Annotated in this window: 18 protein-coding genes; 7 read left to right on the forward strand and 11 right to left on the reverse strand. The window is 72.1% G+C overall.

Going from position 1 to position 18,160, the window contains the following annotated elements:
• Positions 1–23: 23 nt before the first annotated feature.
• The 5 genes from ACQXVK_RS03995 to ACQXVK_RS04015 all read right to left on the reverse strand — a co-directional run bounded on the left by ACQXVK_RS03995 (position 24) and on the right by ACQXVK_RS04015 (position 5,154).
• Positions 24–566: a MarR family winged helix-turn-helix transcriptional regulator gene (locus ACQXVK_RS03995; protein ID WP_022906861.1), complete on the reverse strand. Its 543-nt coding sequence runs from the start codon at positions 564–566 to the stop codon at positions 24–26.
• Positions 567–630: 64 nt separating this feature from the next.
• Entirely contained in the window at positions 631–813 is a 183-nt protein-coding gene (locus tag ACQXVK_RS04000) for a hypothetical protein (protein ID WP_022906860.1), read from the reverse strand.
• A 130-nt stretch (positions 814–943) separates the two neighbouring features.
• Positions 944–1,546, reverse strand: coding sequence for a hypothetical protein (locus ACQXVK_RS04005; RefSeq protein ID WP_430852795.1), 603 nt, complete (start codon positions 1,544–1,546; stop codon positions 944–946).
• A gap of 1 nt (position 1,547) precedes the next feature.
• Positions 1,548–3,581, reverse strand: coding sequence for a primary-amine oxidase (locus ACQXVK_RS04010; RefSeq protein WP_430852796.1), 2,034 nt, complete (start codon positions 3,579–3,581; stop codon positions 1,548–1,550).
• 79 nt (positions 3,582–3,660) lie between these two features.
• Positions 3,661–5,154 carry an APC family permease gene (locus ACQXVK_RS04015; protein WP_430852797.1) on the reverse strand — a complete coding sequence of 498 codons (1,494 nt, stop codon included), beginning with the start codon at positions 5,152–5,154 and terminating at the stop codon, positions 3,661–3,663.
• Positions 5,155–5,358: 204 nt separating this feature from the next.
• Here ACQXVK_RS04015 and ACQXVK_RS04020 point away from each other — a divergent pair, with 204 nt between their 5' ends.
• The 7 genes from ACQXVK_RS04020 to ACQXVK_RS04050 all read left to right on the forward strand — a co-directional run bounded on the left by ACQXVK_RS04020 (position 5,359) and on the right by ACQXVK_RS04050 (position 11,405).
• Entirely contained in the window at positions 5,359–6,876 is a 1,518-nt protein-coding gene (locus ACQXVK_RS04020; RefSeq protein ID WP_430852798.1) for an APC family permease, read from the forward strand.
• The gene (locus ACQXVK_RS04025) at positions 6,873–7,523 is read left to right on the forward strand and encodes a helix-turn-helix domain-containing protein (RefSeq protein ID WP_022906855.1); all 651 of its coding nucleotides are present in this window, start codon (positions 6,873–6,875) and stop codon (positions 7,521–7,523) included. The genes ACQXVK_RS04020 and ACQXVK_RS04025 overlap by 4 nt, the downstream gene beginning before the upstream one ends.
• 126 nt (positions 7,524–7,649) lie before the next feature.
• Positions 7,650–8,081 (forward strand): Hsp20/alpha crystallin family protein, encoded by a 432-nt coding sequence (locus tag ACQXVK_RS04030; protein ID WP_071294275.1) that lies wholly within the window; start codon positions 7,650–7,652, stop codon positions 8,079–8,081.
• 11 nt (positions 8,082–8,092) lie between these two features.
• Positions 8,093–8,401 carry a hypothetical protein gene (locus tag ACQXVK_RS04035; RefSeq protein ID WP_430852799.1) on the forward strand — a complete coding sequence of 103 codons (309 nt, stop codon included), beginning with the start codon at positions 8,093–8,095 and terminating at the stop codon, positions 8,399–8,401.
• Positions 8,402–8,499: 98 nt separating this feature from the next.
• Complete coding sequence (locus ACQXVK_RS04040; protein WP_430852800.1) at positions 8,500–9,186, forward strand: SDR family NAD(P)-dependent oxidoreductase; 687 nt, start codon at positions 8,500–8,502, stop codon at positions 9,184–9,186.
• A 237-nt stretch (positions 9,187–9,423) separates the two neighbouring features.
• Positions 9,424–10,737: a sensor histidine kinase gene (locus ACQXVK_RS04045; RefSeq protein ID WP_430852801.1), complete on the forward strand. Its 1,314-nt coding sequence runs from the start codon at positions 9,424–9,426 to the stop codon at positions 10,735–10,737.
• Positions 10,734–11,405 (forward strand): response regulator, encoded by a 672-nt coding sequence (locus ACQXVK_RS04050; RefSeq protein ID WP_430852802.1) that lies wholly within the window; start codon positions 10,734–10,736, stop codon positions 11,403–11,405. The genes ACQXVK_RS04045 and ACQXVK_RS04050 overlap by 4 nt, the downstream gene beginning before the upstream one ends.
• 5 nt (positions 11,406–11,410) lie before the next feature.
• On the opposite strand, the gene ACQXVK_RS04055 is transcribed toward ACQXVK_RS04050, so the two are convergent.
• The 6 genes from ACQXVK_RS04055 to ACQXVK_RS04080 form a co-directional block, all read right to left on the reverse strand.
• Positions 11,411–12,181: a triose-phosphate isomerase family protein gene (locus ACQXVK_RS04055; RefSeq protein WP_430852803.1), complete on the reverse strand. Its 771-nt coding sequence runs from the start codon at positions 12,179–12,181 to the stop codon at positions 11,411–11,413.
• Positions 12,178–13,881 carry a dihydroxyacetone kinase family protein gene (locus ACQXVK_RS04060; protein ID WP_430852804.1) on the reverse strand — a complete coding sequence of 568 codons (1,704 nt, stop codon included), beginning with the start codon at positions 13,879–13,881 and terminating at the stop codon, positions 12,178–12,180. Before ACQXVK_RS04060 ends, ACQXVK_RS04055 begins: the two co-directional genes overlap by 4 nt.
• Positions 13,878–15,269: an MFS transporter gene (locus ACQXVK_RS04065; protein ID WP_402265914.1), complete on the reverse strand. Its 1,392-nt coding sequence runs from the start codon at positions 15,267–15,269 to the stop codon at positions 13,878–13,880. The genes ACQXVK_RS04060 and ACQXVK_RS04065 overlap by 4 nt, the downstream gene beginning before the upstream one ends.
• A 138-nt stretch (positions 15,270–15,407) precedes the next feature.
• Positions 15,408–16,172, reverse strand: a complete 765-nt coding sequence (locus ACQXVK_RS04070) for an SDR family NAD(P)-dependent oxidoreductase (protein WP_430852805.1) — start codon at positions 16,170–16,172, stop codon at positions 15,408–15,410.
• Positions 16,173–16,183: 11 nt separating this feature from the next.
• Positions 16,184–17,137, reverse strand: a complete 954-nt coding sequence (locus tag ACQXVK_RS04075; RefSeq protein ID WP_430852806.1) for a 3-hydroxyacyl-CoA dehydrogenase family protein — start codon at positions 17,135–17,137, stop codon at positions 16,184–16,186.
• Positions 17,134–18,132, reverse strand: a complete 999-nt coding sequence (locus ACQXVK_RS04080) for a sugar phosphate isomerase/epimerase family protein (RefSeq protein ID WP_430852807.1) — start codon at positions 18,130–18,132, stop codon at positions 17,134–17,136. Before ACQXVK_RS04080 ends, ACQXVK_RS04075 begins: the two co-directional genes overlap by 4 nt.
• Positions 18,133–18,160 lie beyond the last annotated feature (28 nt).

An 18,160-nucleotide genomic window follows, 5' to 3' on the forward strand; every position in this document is an offset into this window, starting at 1 on the left:
GGGGCGCGGGACCATCCGGTCCGTCAGTGGCCGGCTTCGTCGTCGACCGTGTACTCGTCGACCGGCGCGGGGGCTCCGCCGACGAGTGCCTCGGTGATCCGTGCGAGGCACCGGGCGAGCACGTCGTTCTCGTCGGACGACAGGTCGTCCATGACCCCGACCACGGCTTCGTGGAAGCGCGCGTAGGACGCGTCGATCTTCTCGGCCGCCTGGTCCGTCGGCTCGAGGACCTGGGCGCGACGGTCGGTGGGGTGCGGGGCGCGGACGAGGTCGCCCTTCTCGACGAGCCCGTCGACGATCTTCGTCACCGAGGCGTTCGACACCGCGAGCATCACGGCGAGGTCCTTCGGACTCATCGCCCGACCGTCCCGGTGCGCCTGGAGCATGTACCGCACGGCGAGGAACTCGTTCTTCGAGAGACCACTCTCGGACCGCGCCTGCTCGAGCTGCTGCTCCTCGGCGTGCTGCAACCGGAGGAGGGCCTCGAGCGCACCCTTCGCGGCACGCGTCCGGGGTTCCCGGGCGTAGAGGTGCATGTGCTCGCGGCGGACGACGGTCAACGGCATGTGGTCGGGTGTGCTCTCTGCCTGGTTCGGGTCGGGGATCTGGTTCGGACCGGTACGGCGCGGTCTAGGCGGCCGGGACCGAGAAGAAGTCGGCGTAGGACGGCTCGGCGCGGCCGGACAGCAGCGACGGGTCCTGGATGCGGCGCTGGACGTACGCGTCGATCACGGCGGGGTCGGTCAGCCCGACGCGCGTGTGCGTCCCGCTGAGCCGTGTCTGTCGCGGCATCCCGGTGTACGTGCTGTGCATTGCGATACCGCCCTTCGTCATCCGTGCTGTCCCGTGTGGACGTCAGAACTATTTCACGGAGTAAACGATCAGGGCAACGAACTGTTCGTGTTCTGTACGGTTAGCGCACCGAATTGTTAGAAGAACCGAACTACATCGGTGTCGTTCCGAGCATCGCCGCAGCCATCACCGCGACGGCGATCCCCATCGCGAGCGTCTCCACCCGGCCGAGCACCGGGGAGCGGTGCCGCACGCCGTCCCGCACCATCCGGGCGGTGAGGACCAGGTGACCGACCGCGAGGCCGGCCAGCACGAGGTGCCAGGTAACCCCGACGACACCGGCGTGCTCGTGCATGCCGGACATCCCGACGCCGGACGCGGCCGGGCCGCCCATCCCCCCGACCCCGAGCGCACCCATCGCGAGCAGGCCGAGCGCGGCGTGCAGTCGCCCGAACCGGCCGTGGGCCGAGGCGTCGCGACCCGCCGGGGCCGACCCGTCCCTCCGCGGCCCCGCCGCATCCGGACCGGTCTGGAACCGGTGCGCGGCCGCCACCGCGACGGCGAGCGCCGCGAGCACCACGAACCAGACGACGCCGGGCAGGACCCGTGGTGCGAACACGCCGTCGAGCATCGCCGCGACCATCACCAGCGCGGCGAGCACGTCGACCGCACGGCCGGGGCGCCAGGCCCCGACCGTGCAGCAGGCCCCGGCGGACGCCGGCACGATGGCGGCGAGCCCGAGCACGTCGGTCACGTCAGTGACCGTGCCCGTGGTCGTTGGTGGCCGCGTCGTGGGCGGCCTCGACCCCGTCGGACGCGTGGTGCGAGCAGTGCGACGCGGCCGTCGCGCCGATCGCCGCCGGCACGTTCAGCGCCGGGTTCCGCGGGAAGAACCCGTACGGCTTCAGCGTGAACTTTGCGTAGTCGACCGGCATCACGGGCCAGTCCTCGGGTCGCGGGAAGTGCGTCGGACCGAAGGTGTGCCACAGCACGATGTCCTCGCCGTCGAGCGACCGGTCGCCCTGGACGTACCGGGCCACTCCGTCGCCGCCGGGGTTCTGGTGCACGAAGTCCCCCGCGGCGAAGCGCTCCGCCGGGTCGTACTGCGTGACGTACAGGTGCTTCCGGGCGAACTCGGCACGGGACGCCACCGAGGACGAGTCGTCGGCGAGCAGCACCGGAGCGTCCTGCGGGTACAGCACGTAGCCGGTGGGACGGTCGAGGTGGTTGCGCTCCTCGGTGTTCGAGATGAACCACGTTCGGGCCTTCGACGCGTCGGCGAGCCGGCCGGACGTCGCCTCGGACGCGATGCGGGTCACGGACTTGGTGAAGGCGTTCCCGTGCTCGTTGCCGGGGCCGACCGGCACGCGGACGGCGTCGACCTCGTCCACGGCGTTCGACAGCCCGTCGACCATCATGTCGAGCCGCGCCGAGAACAGGTGCTGGTGGTACGGGGCACCGAGGCCGGGGGCGACCTCGGAGGCGTACGGGTAGTCCGCGCCGTCGTCGGAGCGTCCGGGGTAGGACGACGTGAAGAGCACACCGGTGAGCTTCGCCTCGCACTCGATCGTGCCGTCGAGGTACAGGTACCAGTAGAACCCGTAGTCGTAGTTGCCCACGGTCGTGAAGAACGAGATCACCAGGCGACGGGAACGACGGACCTCCTGCGAGCCGGTGTAGATGTCACCGTGCTTCCAGAGCGTGCCGAAGTCCTCCTCGTGCATGCAGATGCCGTTCCGGATGGTCTGCGGGTTCCCGAGTTCGTCGGCCAGCACGGCGTCGAAGTACCGGATCTCGCCGACGCAGTCGCAGCCGAGCTCGAGCGAGTTCGTGAAGCGTCCGAACAGGTACTCGCCGGTGTCGAAGTAGTTCTGCCAGAACCGCACCGGGGCCGGGTCGCCGTACGGCACGAGCATCTCGTCGATCGACGCCCGGTACACGATCGGGCGCAGCCGTTCGCCGTCCTGCCACGACAGCTGCCGGAGCACGAGCCCCTCGCGGGCGTCGAAGCCGACCTGGAACCGCCAGTTCGCCCACTCGACGAACTCGCCGTCGACGCGGAACGACGGTCCCTCGGGCTGGGTGATGACGATCGGCTTGAGGTCGAGCGGCTCGCCCTGCATCGCCGGGTCGTCGAAGTTGCCGGAGGTCGTCGGCACGGGCATCTCCGCCACGTCCACGATCCGCGTCACCGTGCGGTTCGCGGCGTCGACGTAGGCCGACAGCCCGTCGACGGGGTGCGCCCACACGTGGTCGGCGGGGTGGTCCTGCTTGAAGGCGAGGACGCGGAGGATGCGTCGGCCGACCTCCTCCGGGTAGTCGTAGTACCCGGCGGACAGCGGGACGCACTTGACCTCGTCGGCGGACAGGCCGCGCTTCGCCAGGGCGGCCACCCAGCGCTCGTCGGCGTTGGCGATCTCACCGACGGCGTCGAACTCCTCGATGAGGACCGGCAGCTGACCGCGGGAGCCGTCGAGGACGTCGGTCCGCAGCACCGCGCCGGTGGTGATCGACACGACACGGTCCGTGGAGCGACCGGTCGCCATGTCGAGCAGCATCACGCGTGCCGTGCGGTCCGGCAGGGGGCCGTCACCGGCCTGCCACGCGAGGACCTCGTGCTTGGGCGGCTCCTCGAGGCCGACGTACGCGAAGCGGGTGGTGTCGGTCCAGTCCGGCTGCGCCGTGACGAGGTCGCGGACCGCGGTGAACTCGTCGGGGGTCAGGCTGCCGAGCGGGTGCGCGGTGGTGGCTGCGTCGGTGGTCACGGTGGTCGGGTCGGTGATCGTCATGTGCGTGGTGCTCCTTGCGTGGTGCGTCGTGCGTGGGTCGGGTGGGTGCGGCCGGGAGGCGCGGTGGGCGTCCGGCGGGTCAGCTCTCGGTGGCGAGGCGGTCGAGCATCTGCTCGTAGCGGCTCCGACTGCGGCGGCGCAGCACGATCGCCTGCACCACGCCGACGGCGGGGACGACCACGACGAGACCGGTGAGCACGGTGCTCACGACGCCGAAGACGCTCGCCCCGGAGGCGTCGACGTCACCGACGAGCGTCGGGAAGTTCACCCAGATGAGGACGGCGGAGGCGACGAGCCCGACGAACCCGAGGCTCGGGGCGACGACCGTGTTCCAGACACGGCGGTCGGTCCGCGTGCGGCGGAAGTAGACGATCACGGCGAGGCTCGTCGCGGCCATCAGGATCGCGACCCCGAGGGTGGCGACGCCGGCGAACCAACTGAACACCTGCAGCACCGGGTCGAGCCCGAGCACCGCGAACAGGACCACGAGCACGGCGGCGGTCACGGTCTGCACGACGCTCGAGGTGTGCGGCGAGGCGTGCTTGTGGTGCACGTCGCCGAGGCGCGCGGGGAGCAGCGAGGCGTTCGCCATCGAGTGCTGGTACCGGGTGATGACGTTGTGGAACGACAGGACGCAGGCGAACATGCTCGTCAGCAGCAGCACGTTGAGCACGGCCTCGCCCGCCGTCCCGATGTACTGCGCCGCGGTGGTGAGGATGAGCGAGCCCGGGTCCTTCGCGGCCTCCGCGAGGACGCCGTCCGGACCCCAGGCCATCACGAGCCCCCAGGAGGCGAGCGTGTAGAACACCCCGATGCCGATGACGGCCGTGTAGGTCGCACGGGGGATGGTCCGCTCCGGGTCCTTCGCCTCGTCGCGGAAGATCGCGGTCGCCTCGAACCCGATGAACGCGGCGATCGCGAACATCAGGCCGACGCCGGGCGACCCCGACGCGATCTGCGTCGGCTCGAACGGTGCGAGGGACAGGCCGTCGGCCCCGCCGCGGAACACGATCGCCGCGACGAGGACGAGCACGATCCCGACCTCGCCGACGAGCAGCACACCGAGGACCTTGCTCGACAGGTCGATGTGCCGGTAGCCGAGGACTCCGACGAGCGCCACGACGACGAGCGACCAGACGTACCAGGGGATGTCCGGTCCGCCGAGGCCGGACACCGTCACGCCGAGCAGGTACCCGATGTAGCCGTGCACGCTGACCTGGATGGTCGTGTACGTCAGGAGCGCCAGGGTGGCGGCACCCGCGCCCGCCGGCCGGCCGAGCCCGTGTCCGACGAAGGTGAAGAACGCCCCGGGCCGCGGCACGTGCCGGGTCATGGCGGCGAGGCCCACCGAGAACAGCAGCAGGACCACGGCGGAGATGGCGTAGAGCGACGGGAACCCCACGCCGTTGCCGAGGAGCATGCCGAGCGGCGCCGCTCCGCCGACGACGGTGAGCGGTGCGGCCGCCGCGACGACCATGAACACGATCGCGGTGACGCCGAGCGAGCCGCGCATCGTCCGCTGCGGCGCGGGGACGGCTCCGAGTGAGGCGGGGTCCTTCGTGATGCTGGACATCGTGACCTTCCGGTTCGGGTGGGGAGGGTGTGCCGGGGTGGCGTGGGACCACGGTCCCGCGCCGCGGTTGCGGCCTCGTTCCGCCCGCGTGAAACCCGGTCGCGCCCGAATGGGACGCGCCCGCGGCCGGTGTCTCATTTGCGTGAGACGCGGGCGAAACACCGTCGGCACACCGGGGCAACGCCGCGGTCGTACCGTTGCCGCATGACCGCGCTCGACCGTGCCATCGCCGACCCGCCACGGGTGCCGGGCGTGGGCACACGGTCCCCCGTCGACGGACTCTCCCGGCGCAGCGTCGGCCCGGTCGACGTCCTCGCACAGTCGGTGTCCGCGGTCGCGCCGTCGGCCGCAGCCACCACGATCCCGGTGCTCGTCGCGACCGTCGCCGGGCAGGGTGCCACGTGGTCACTGCTCGCCGCGATGGCCCTGTCGTTCCTCGTCGGCCGCACCGTGAACCAGTTCGTCCGACGCGTCGCCGGCACGGGCTCGCTGTACACCTACGTGTCGCTCGGCCTCGGACCGGTCGCCGGGGTCGTCGCGGGGGCGGCGCTGCTCCTCGGGTACGGCTTCATCGCGATGTTCTCGCTGACCGGCAGCGGCTACTACCTCGACTACCTGCTGTCCCGGTTCGTCCCGGCAGCCGGCGGCAGCGCCCGCGTCACCGTCGTCGTGGTCGTGGCGATGGGCGCGGCCGTGTTCGCGGTCATCGCGCTCGGCGTCCGGGTGTCGACCCGCCTGACCCTGCTCGTCGAGACCCTGTCCGTCGCCGTCATCGTGGTGCTCATCGTGGCGCTGGTCGCCCGACTGCACCCCGTGGACGCCTCGGCGATGGCGCTCGGCCCGACGGCACCCGCGCCGTTCGCGGTCGGCACCGCCCTCGCGGTCACGGCGTTCGTCGGGTTCGAGAGCGCCTCGGTCCTCGGCGTGGAGGCGCGGCGCCCCTTCGCCACGATCCCGCGCGCGATCTCGTGGACGGTCCTCGTCGCCGGGGTGCTCTACCTCGCCAGTGCGGCGGCACAGCAGCTCGGCTTCGCGGCGATGGGCGCGGACCTCGCCGACAGCGCCTCGCCCGTGAACGAACTCGCGAACGCGTCCGGACTGCAGTGGATCGGCTGGGCCCTCGACCTCGGGATCGCCGCGTCGTTCGCCGCCTGCGCGATCGCCTCCACCACCGCCCTCGTGCGCGTCCTGTTCGCGATGGCCCGCGAGGGGGTGCTGCCGCGCGTGCTCGGCCGGGCGTCCCCGCGCTTCCGCACCCCGTTCGTGGCCGGCGTCCTCGCGTGCAGCCTCCTCACGGCGCTGCCGGTGGCCGGACTGGCGAGCGGCATCCCGACCTGGACGCTGATGGAGGCCGAGCTCGTGGTGGCCGCGCTCGGCTACCTCGCCGCCTACGCCCTGACCTGCTTCGCCGCCCCGGTGTTCCTGCGGCGGATCGGTGAACTGACCACCGGCGTCGCGATCGTGGCGACGGCCACCGGGGTGCTGCTCGCCGCCGTCCTCCTCACCTACCTCGGGGTCGAGGCAGCGTCGCCGCACTGGCCCGCGGTCGTCCTCGCCGTCGGGTCGGTCGCCGCCGTCGTCGCGGTGTTCCTCGTGGTGACCCGTCGGCGGCCGTGGCGGCGGGGTCGGAGCCGCGCCGTGTACGACGTACCGGTCGTGGCGGACCTGCTCCGCGCCTCCCGGCCCACCGACGGACCCGGCCACGGGACGGGGGTGCGATGAGCGAACCCGGTCTGCGCGCACGACAGCCGAAGGCGGTCCAGAACGCCCTCGCGGTGCTCGAGGCCGTCGCGCACGCCGGGCCGGGCATCACCGCGCAGCAGCTCTCCGACGTGCTCGGGATGCCGCGGGCGACCACCTACCGGCTCATCACCCTGCTCGTCGAGGACGAGTACCTCGTGCGGCTGCCCGACCTGCGCGGCTTCGCCCTCGGGCACAAGGTCGCCGAGCTCGCGGGGGTGACGGCACCGGTCGTGCCCCCGCCGCTCCCCCGCGCCGTGCGTGCCGTGCTCGCCGACGTGCGGTCGGCCGTGCGGGCCGGCGTCCACCTCGCCCGCTACGACGCGTCCGGGATCCGCGACCTCGACGTCGACCCGGACTTCCCGCTCCTCGACGAGCGGGCACTGCGGGCGACGCCCGACGCCAGCGCGATGGGGCGGCTGCACGCGACGGGCGGTCGCGGACCCGTCCACCAGACCGGCGCGTTCGCGGCGGGGTTCGGGTGTCTGGCGCTGCCGGTGCTCGGGGAGGACGGGCAGCTCGTCGCGGCGCTGACCCTGTCGGCTCCCGCGGCCCGGATCGAGGCGCCCGGCGCGACGCTCGGGCTGTTGCGGAGCGCGGTCTCGCGGCTCGAACCGCTGCTCGGCTGACCGCCGCAGATCCGCTGCTCCGAGCGGATTCCGAGCGTTCATTTGGCACTCACCAGGCTCGAGTGCTAGAACATGTCGCAGTTGAGTCGAGGGGACTCAACAGCAGACACGAAGGAGTTGATTCCGATGACGATGAACTTCGATCCGTTCCGCGAGCTGGACCGTCTCGCCGGCTCCCTCCTCGGCACCGCGGGCCCCCGCTCGATGCCGATGGACCTCTACCGCACGGGTGACCACTACGTCCTCGACGTCGACCTGCCGGGCATCGACCCGGGCTCCGTCGACATCGACGTGGACGGGTCCGTCCTGACCATCCGTGCCGAGCGCACCCTCGGCGCTCCGGAGGGCTCGCAGTGGCTCACGCGCGAGCGCCAGCCTGGTACCTACGTCCGGCAGCTGACGCTCGGGGACGGCCTCGACGCCGAGCGCATCACGGCCGGCTACGACAACGGTGTCCTGAGCGTCACGATCCCCGTCAAGGAGTCGGCGAAGCCCCGCAAGATCGCCGTCACCACGGGTGGCGGACGCGAGCAGCTCGCCGTCGGCAGCGGAGAGTAGGAGCGGCGGCAGTGTTCGACCTCGTCAACGCCCTCGCCGCGATCGCCGCCGTGACGATCGCGCTGACGTTCACGAGCCTCGACCGGCGGACGGCCGCCGTGATCGGGGCCGCGGGCAGCACGATCGGTGTGTTCCTCGCGTGGGTCGCCGCCCCGGGGGCCTGGACCGGTACCCCGGTGGTGCCGTGGATCGCCGCGGTGCTCGGGGCAGCCGGACTCGTCGCCGGGTGGAGTGCCGTCCGCCTGTACGACGGCGTCTTCGCGCCGCCACGCGTGGAACAGCCGGACGACACGGGCGCGGTCACGACGATCGGTCGGTGACCGCCCACCGGACGGGAGGCGCGGTGCCAGCCGGCACCGCGCCTCCCGTTCGTCCGTCCGTCCGTCCCGAGCGGATCGTGCGGGCGTAGCGTGACGGCGTGGACCTCGAACTCAAGAACCGTGTCGCGCTCGTCGTCGGAGGGAAGGGGTACATCGGCGCCGCCGTCGCCGATCGCCTCCGGGCCGAGGGGGCGACCGTCGTCGTCGCCTCACGGAGCGCCGGTGACTCCCCCGACAGCGTCGCGATCGACACCGCCGACCAGGCCTCCGTGGACGCCGGCGTGGCCCGCGTGCTCGAACAGCACGGCCGCATCGACGCGCTCGTCGTCACCGCGGCCCCGAGCGCCGGCACGCTCGACCCGGCGAGGAAGTCCGACCCGGAGCAGGTCCTCACCGCGATCGACGGCAAGGCGCTCGGGTTCCTCCGCGTCGCCAACGCCGTGCTCCCCGCCCAGCGCGGAGCAGGGTTCGGTCGTGTCGTGGTCATCAGCGGGCAGAACGCCTACCTGTCGGGCAACATCACGGCGTCGCTGCGGAACACCGCGGTGAGCGTCATCGCGAAGAACCTCGCCGACGAGGCCGCCGGCACCGGGGTCACGGTCAACGTCGTCAACCCGGGGACGGTGACGGACGCCCCGAGCGCCGAAATGCGACCTGGCGCCCCGGGAGAGTCGAGCCCGCAGCAGATCGCGGACCTCGTCGCGTTCCTCGCGTCGCCGCTGTCGGTGGTGTCCGGTGAGTCGATCGCGATCGCCCACCGCGTGCTGGGCCAGATCACCGTCTGACCGACCGCGTCCGCACGGACCAGACGCCTTCATCCGTGGGGATGAACGCGTTCACCCTCGCGCCCGATGCCGGACGCCGGGCGGTCGGCGAGGCTCGGAGCATGGACACCTCGACCAAGCACACGATCGCCACCCTGATGCTCTGCGCGGCGATCGTCGTCGTGACCGCCGTCGCGCTCCTCGCGATGTCGCCGACCCCGTGAACGGTGGCGGACCGCCCCGTGCGATGATCGTGCCGTGACGGAACGGGGCACGTTCATCCGGCCGCTCGCCACCCGTTCGATCATCGTCGACGTGGCCTGGGCGGCCTTCGCGGCGTTCGTCTTCCTGCTCCCCATCGACCTCGAGCTCGAGCACGCGAGCCTCGCCGCGGTCCTGGCAGCCGCCGCGGCCATCGCCCTCCGCCGTCTCTCGCCGACGGCGGCGATGCTCATGGTCGTCGTGCTCGGCATCGTGCAGGTCGGGGGCGGTGAACGGCCGTCGCTCGTGGACCTCGCCATCTTCGTGGTGATCGGCACCGCGGCCGTCGTCGGCACCCGCACCGAGGTCATCGTGTCCGGCGTGCTCGCGTTCGTGGCCGGCATCGGGGCCACGCTCTACCTCGCCCTGACCGGCTTCCGGTTCCTCGTGCTCATCAACGGGCCGCGCGACCAGGCGTTCCTCGCGATGGCAGCTCCGGTGACGGCGCTCCTCGGCGTGTGGGCCGGCGGCGTCGCCGTGCGGGCCTTCCGGTCGCGCGACCGCGAGTCCGAGCGCCGTGCGGACGCCGAGGCGGCGGCGTCCCGGGCCGAGGCCGTCGCGACCGAGGCCGAGGCCACCGCGACCCGCGCCATCGACGTCGCCGAGTCCGAGCGGATCCGTGCGGACATCGCCCGTGACGTGCACGACGTCGTCGGACACTCCCTCGCGGTGATCATCGCGCAGGCGGACTCGGTGCCGTTCCTCGACGACGAGGCCCGGATCCGCGAGGTCAGCGCCACGATCGCGAGCACCGCCAGGAGCTCCCTCGTCGAGGTCCGACAGGTGCTCGGCCACATCGACGGCTCCGGCGCCGCGACCGACCCCGGTTCGCTCGAGGAGATCGTGCAGGGGATCCGCGAGGCCGGGGTCGACGTCGACCAGGCGGTCCGCGGGCAGCCGGTGGTGCTCGGTCCGACGAGCGGGACGGCCGCGCGCCGGGTGCTGCAGGAGATGCTCACGAACGCCCTGCGGCACGGTGCCCCGGGCATGCCGGTCACCGTGCGGGAGACCTGGCGGTCCGCCGACCTCGTGCTCGAGGTCGAGAACCTGGTCCCGACCGCGAGCACCGGCCCGGCCACCGGCCCGACCGCAGGCACCGTGACCGCTGGCACCGGCCCGGTCGGCACCGGCCCGGTCGTCGTCCCGGTCGTCGTCCCGGCCGCGAGCACCCGCGGCTCGGGTCGTGGACTCGCCGGGATGCACACCCGGCTCACCGCACTCGGCGGCTCGTTCGACGCCGCCGTCCTGGACGACGTGTTCGCCGCACGCGCCCGCATCCCGTTCGACGTCCATGGGGGGACCAACCGATGACCGATCCGATCCGCATCCTGCTCACCGACGACCAGGCGCTGTTCCGTGCCGGCCTGCGCGTCGTGCTCGACGCCCAGGACGACATGGTCGTCGTCGGCGAGGCCTCCGACGGTGCCGAGGCGCTGGCGCGGATCCCCGAGCTCCGACCGGACGTGATGCTCCTCGACATGCGGATGTCGGGGACGGACGGCGTCGAGACCGTCCGGCAGCTGTTCTCCGGCGCGGTCGAGGGGCCGCTCCCCCGCGTGGTCGTGCTGACGACGTTCGGCCTCGACCCCGCGGCCGCCACGGCGATCCGGCTCGGCGCGAGCGGGTTCCTGCTGAAGGACACCACGCCACCGTTCCTGTTCGCCGCCGTCCGTGCCGTGCACGAGGGGAACTCGGTGATCGCGCCGAACGACCTCTCGCAGCTCTTCGGCGCCGACGTCGAGCGTGCCCCGACGCCCCAGCCCGAGGCGTTCCAGTCGCTGACGGACCGCGAGCGGATCGTGTTCGGGTGGGCATCACGGGGGTTGTCGAACGCCGAGATCGCGGCGAAGGAGTTCGTCACGGAGTCCACGGTCAAGACGCAGATCTCGAGCATCCTCGGCAAGCTCGCACTCCGGGACCGGGTGCAGCTCGTGGTCTACGCGCACGACCACGGACTCGCGGGCGCGCGCGACGCCTGAGCGGCTCACCTCTCCTCGAGTGCCGCCACCTCGTCGAGGATCGAGGCGATCGCGGCGGGGTCGTGCGCGAACCGGCCGAGGAACAGTCCACCGATCCGACCCCGGCCGCGGGTGAGGAGGCCCGGTCCGGCGCTGCCGCCGTAGATCACCACGGAGCCGGCGAGCTCCGGCCGGGTCGCCAGGTGCTCCTCGATCCCCGCGAGCACACCCACGACGTGGTCGTCGGGGGCCGGTGCCGGAGCGCCGATCGCCCACACCGGCTCGTACGCCACGACGAGCGGCCCCGCCAGTCCGTCCGCGATCGCCGTCGAGACAGCCCGGTCGAGCTGCGCGGTCACCTCGGCCACGGTCTCGGCACGGGAGGCGCGGCTCGTCTCCCCGACGCAGACCAGCGGCTGCAGGTGGTTGCGGAAGGCGGCGTGCACCTTCCCCGCGACCTCGTCGTCGGTCTCGTGGAACAGGGAACGCCGCTCGGCATGGCCGATCTCGACGAGGTCGACCCCGATCTCCCGCAGCTCGGCGCCCGTGACCTCACCGGTGTACGGACCCGGGTCGGCCCACGACAGGTCCTGCGCCCCGAGCTGGACGGGGGCGTCGGCCTCGTCCAGGATCCGCCGGACCGGCACGAGCGCCGGGAAGGTCGGCACGATGAAGAGCGACGCCGCTCCGGACGTCACCGCGGGGTGCCGCCGGGCGACGTCCGCGACCTCGGCCGCCCACGAGAGCGTCCGGGCGTGCGAGAAGTACGTCTTGAGCGACACCCCGACGGTGATCACGGAGCGACCGCCTCCACGATCAACGCGAACGACACCGCACCCGGGTCCCTCGTCCCCACGGCCTGTTCGGCGTGGGTCCGGGCCCGTCCCTTGCGCGGCACGAGGTCGGCGGTGGCGTCCGCCGCCTCCCGGGCAGCCGCGACCGCGGTCCGCCAGGCGTCTCCGGTCGCCGCACCCTCGCGCACCGCCCGGCCGAACGCGTCGTCGAACGGGACGAGCGCGTCGACCATGGTCTTGTCGCCGGGGACGGCGCCGAACGCGAGGACGGCCTCGGTGGCCGCGTGCACGGCGTCCGCGACGGTGGTGGCCGACGGACGCGAGGTGTCGCCGAGGACGCGACCCAGCGCCTCCAGGGCCGCACCCCAGATCGCTCCGGAGGTGCCACCGGCCTTGTCCGACCAGGCGTCGGCGGCGATCGCGAGCAGTCCGCCGGCGCCGACCTCGCGCTCGAGCGCTGCTCGCGCGGCGGCGTCCGCGGCGTGCACGCCGCGCTGCATGCCGATGCCGTGGTCGCCGTCGCCGGCCACGGCGTCCATCGCGCCCAGGTCGTCGGCGTGCTCGTCGACGACCGCCCGCGCCGCAGCGATGGCCGTCGCGATGCGTTCCGCGACCGCGTGGGACTCGGGCGACCCGGTGCCGACGACGATCCCCTCGTCGGCCTCGAGCGCCGAATCCGGCAGCCGCTCCGCGGCGACGGCGCCGCCCTTGCGGTAGGCCGGGGTGTCGGTGGGTGCGGCCCAGAGCTCCTCGAGCTCGTCGTCCAGCCAGAACAGCGTCAGCGAGACACCGGCCATGTCGAAGCTCGTCACCAGCTCCCCGACCTCGGGCTCGACGATGACGACGCCCGCGTCCGCGAGGCGCCGCTGCACCGAGCGGTAGACGACGAAGAGCTCCTCGTACTTCACGCTGCCGAGGCCGTTCAGGACCGGGACGACGCGGGAGCCGTCGACTGCGACGCCGGACGGCAGCTCCGTCAGCAGCTTGTCGACGAGCAGGTCCGCCAGTCCGGACGCGGTGGGCACGTCGGCTTCGTCGATGCCGCGTTCGCCGTGGATGCCCATCCCGATCGCCATCCGACCTTCCGGCACGGTGAACAGGGGTTCGTCGGCGCCGGGGAGCGAACAGCCGGAGAACGCGACGCCGAAACTGCGGGTCCGGTCGTTCGCCCGCTCCGCGATCGCCGTGACGGCATCGAGGCCGTCCCCGCGCTCGGCGGCCGCTCCCGCGACCTTGAACACGCAGAGGTCCCCCGCGATCCCACGACGCTCGTGCGCACGGTCGGCGGGCGCACTCACCACGTCGTCGGTCACCCGCACCGTGCGCACCGGGATCCCCTCGGCCTCGAGGGTGCGCGCGGCGGCGTCGAAGTTCAGGACGTCGCCGGCGTAGTTGCCGTACGACAGCAGCACCCCACCACCGTGCTCGGCAGCGCGGGCGACACCGGCCACCTGCTGGGCGCTCGGGCTGGCGAACAGGTTCCCCATCGCGGCACCGGCGGCAAGGCCCGTCCCGACGAGTCCGCCGAACGCCGGGTAGTGCCCGGAGCCGCCGCCGATCACGAGCGCCACGGTCCCCTCGGGGCTGGTGGTCGCGCGGGCGACCCCGCCGTGCACCTTCCGCACCCAGCGCGCGTTCGCGGCCACGAAGCCGTCGGTGGCCTCGTCGGCGAAGTCCGCCGGGTCGTTGAACAGTCTGGTCACGCGTTCGTCTCCTTCGACGTCGTGGTGCGGACGTGCGAGGTGTCGAGCAGGTCATCCGCCTTCGCCCCCCGGAAGAACTTCGTGCAGAAGATCATCACGGCCGCGACGAAGGCCAGGACCCCGAGCGACACGATGCCGAACGCACCGCTGTCGGTCGGCACCACGTCGTTGATCGCGGTGCGCATGATCGGTGCCACGAACCCGCCGAGGTTGCCGAGCGAGTTGATGAGCCCGATGCCCGCGGCGGCGGCCGCACCGGTCAGGAAGGCCGTCGGGTACGCCCAGGTGATCGGCCCCACCGCGAGGAAGCTCGCGACCGCCAGCGTGATGAACAGGATGCCCAGGACCGGTTGGCCGTTCGCACCGGCCCACGCCGACCCGAGGATCGACAGTCCGGTCGTGACGTAGAACATCGTGCCCCAGCGGCGACGACGTCCGACGGTGTCCGCCTTCGAGCCGACGAGGTAGCAGGCGACGAGCCCGACGAGCCACGGGATCGCGGCGACGAGACCGACCTGCCAGCCGACGTCCTGGCCGAGCAGCGAGGACACCTGCTGCGGCAGGTAGAACGTCGTGCCGTACACGGCGACCTGCAGGCAGAAGTAGATGATCGTGAAGTACCAGACGCGGCCGCTCGCCATCGCCTTCCAGATGCCGGTCGGGCCGTCTTCGCTGCGGGCGGTGTCCTCGCGTGCCATCGCCGCGGTGAGCGACGCCTTCTGCCCGTCGTCGAGCCACTTCGCCTGCTGCGGACTGTTCGTCAGGAACACCAGCGCGGCGATGCCCGCGAGGACCGCGAGCAGTCCCTCGCCCGCGAACATCACCTGCCAGCCGTGGAACGGGGTGGCCTGGTCGCCGAAGCTGATCAGGCCGCCGGAGAGCGGGGCGCCGATCATCTGCGAGAACGGCTGCGCCAGGTAGAAGATCGCGAACATCCGCACGCGGACCTTGTTCGGGAACCACTCGGACAGGTACATGATGACGCCCGGGAACAGGCCGGCCTCGGTCACGCCGAGGATGAACCGCAGGACGATGAACATCGTGTCGTTCGTCGTGAACGAGAACAGTGCGGCGACGATGCCCCACGTGATCGCGATGCGGGCGAGCCAGAACCGTGCGCCGAACCGCTTGAGCAGCAGGTTGGACGGGATCTCGAAGATCGCGTAGCCGATGAAGAAGATGCCCGCACCGAGTGCGAACGCGGCGTCGGAGATGCCGCGGTCGACGCTGAGCGCCTCCTCGGCGAACCCGACGTTGGTGCGGTCGAGGAAGGCGACGAAGTACAGGATGACGAGCATCGGCATGAGGTGCTTCGTCGCCTTGCCGATCGCCGACTTGAGGGCGGGGTCGTTGGTCGACCCGAGCGCGGGGGCAGGGGGAAGGGACACGGGTTCGCTCCTTTGCGAGCACGGTGCGGTTTCGGTGCGTCCGACGGACGGTCGGCCTGTCGGCCTGTCGGCCTGTCGGCCGGACGGGAGGCACGGATCGCGTCGCGCGGACGGCGCGCGACCCGTGGCCGGTCGGCTCTAGTGCATGTACAGGCCGCCGTCGACGTTGAGCGTCTGGCCGGTGACGAACCCGGCGTCCTCGCTGATGAGGTAGGCGATCGCCGCGGCGATGTCCCGCGGGGTGCCGATCCTCGGCAGCACGCCGTCGGCGGCCATCGCCGCCTTGCGCTCGTCGGTGAGCGTGCCGCCCATGATGTCGGTGTCGATCGGACCGGGGGAGATCGCGTTCACGGTGACCCCCTGGTGGCCGAGCTCGCGCGCCATCCCGCGGGTGAGTCCGACGACGCCGGCCTTGGCGACCGAGTACGGCGTCTTGCTGAACGTGCCGCCACCGCGCTGGGCCGACACCGACGACAGGTTGACGATGCGGCCGTAGCCGTTCCGCACCATCGACTGCGCTGCCCGCAGGCTCGCGAAGTGCACACCGTCGAGGTTGATGCTCAGCACACGGTGCCACTCCCCCTCGGGCAGGTCGAGGTACGGGTGGGCGGAGGAGACGCCGGCGAGGTTCACGAGTGCGGCGATCGGCGGCAGTGCGGACTCGATCGCGTCGAAGGCGGCGCGCACGGCGGCCTCGTCGGCGACGTCCGCCCCCGCGCCGACCGCCTGCACGCCGTGCTGGTCGCGCACCTCGGCGGCGACCTGCTCGCTCGCGGCCTGGTCGAGGTCGACGATGCCGACGTTCCAGCCCTGTCCGGCGAGGTGGTGGGCGGTGGCGCGGCCGATCCCCCGCGGGGAGGCGGCGCCGGTGAGGACGACGGTGCGGTCCTGGTTCGTGGTCATGGTGCGCTCCCTCAGTGGATCGGGGCCGGGCCGAGCTCGTCGAGGAGCTTCTGCATCGCGACGTAGGCCCGGTTGCGGTAGGCGACGAGCTCCGGGGTGCGGTCGGCCGGCACGTCGAGGTAGCCGGCACCGGACTTCGTGCCGAGCTCGCCCGCGTCGACGTGCTGCTGCAGCGACGGCGGGGTGGCGAAGCGCTCGGGCCAGCGGGTCTGCAGCGACTCGAAGCAGAACGCGTAGACGTCGAGCCCCGCCATGTCGGCGATCGCGAACGGGCCGAAGAACGGCAGGCGGAACCCGAACGTGGTCCGCACGATCGTGTCGATGTCGTCGGGGGTCGCGATGCCCTCGTCGGCGATCTTCGTCGCTTCCTCGAACAGGGCGTACTGCAGGCGGTTGAGCACGAACCCGGTCGAGTCCTTGACCCGTGCCGACTGCTTGCCCGTGGCGGCGACGACGGTCTCGCCGACGGCGATCGCGTGCTCGTTCGTCGTCGGGTGCGGGATGAGCTCGACACCGGGGATGAACGGCGCCGGGTTCGAGAAGTGCACGCCGAGGAAGCGCTCGGGGCCGGTGACCGCCTCGGCGAGGGACTCGATGAGGATGGTCGACGTGTTCGACCCGATGACGGCGTCGGGACGGGCGGCGGCGCTGATGCGGCGGAGCGTCGCGTGCTTGATCTCGAGCTTCTCGGGGACGGCCTCCTCGATGAAGTCGGCCGTGGCGACCGCTTCCTCGATCGAGTCCGCGGCGCTGAGGTGGGCGTCGACGCGCGCCACGGCGTCGGCGGGGAACAGGCCGTCCGCGACGAACTGCTCCGTCTCGGTGATGAGCCGTGCCCGGTTGGACGCGGCGATCTCGGCGGAGACGTCCGCGATCCGGACGGTGTGGCCGGCGAGGGCGAGGACCTGGGCGATCCCGCCGCCCATGTAACCGGATCCGACGACGGCGATGTCGAGGGTGCTCATCGGGTGACTCCTTGCTTCGTCGCCCCGACCACCGAGGTGGCGAGGACGGAACGGATGTACTGCTGGTTGGTGGCGCAGACGCCGAGGCTGTCCCCGCCGTACTGCTCCGTCATGACGATCCCGCGGAACCCGTCGGCGACGGCGTCGCGGAGGACCTGGCGGTAGTTGATGAGCCCGGCCTCCATGGTGCTCGGCGCACTCGTCGCCCAGCTGCCGTCTCCGGCTTCGTCCCGCGTGTAGTTCTTCACGTGCAGGTAGTTCGTGAACGGCAGGGTCTTCGCGAAGAGCTCGCGCCAGTCCTCCACCGGGCGGTGCAGCCGGATGAGGTTCGCGACGTCGGCGTTCAGCCCGACGGTGTCGAGGCCGATCTCCTCGATCAGGCGAACGGCGCTGTCCGCGGTCCCGAGGTACGTGTCCTCGTAGAGCTCCAGGGCCATCGGCAGCCCGACGCTCGCGGCGTGCTCGCCGAGCTCGCGGAGGCGCGACACCGCGGCGGCACGGACCTCGGGGTCGTCGGGGTCCTTCGGCCCCTGGGCCGTCCAGAACCAGAGGGCCTTCCGCTGCGCCTCGTTGAACGGCTGGTGCAGCCCGGTCGAGAACACCTGCATGCCCCACTCCGCCGCCGCGTCGATCGTGCGGTGGGCGTAGGCGAGGTTGTCCTCCTCATGCCCGGGCTGGACGATGCTCCTGCGCTGCAGGTGCACCGACGGGATGCCGACACCGTGCGCCTTCGCGATCGCGAACAGCTCGTCGCGCCGGGACCGCTCGAGGTCGGCGGGTCGGATGTGGCTGTCGGCCATCTCGGCGAGCGAGAACCCGACCGCCTCGATCTGGGCGAAGACGTCGTCCCACACCTCGGGATCGGCGTCGTGGAAGGCGACCCCGTCACGGGTCACCGGCGGGAACCCGTGCAGACACGTCGCGATCGGCCAGGTGTCGGCCGTCCAGGTGGTGGCGTCCCAGTCTTGGGTGACCCAGTCCTGCGGTGTGCTCACGGGATGCTCCTTCGCATGTCGGGCTCGT

Source organism: Curtobacterium sp. AB451 (assembly GCF_050585845.1).
Classification (GTDB): Bacteria; Actinomycetota; Actinomycetes; order Actinomycetales; family Microbacteriaceae; genus Curtobacterium.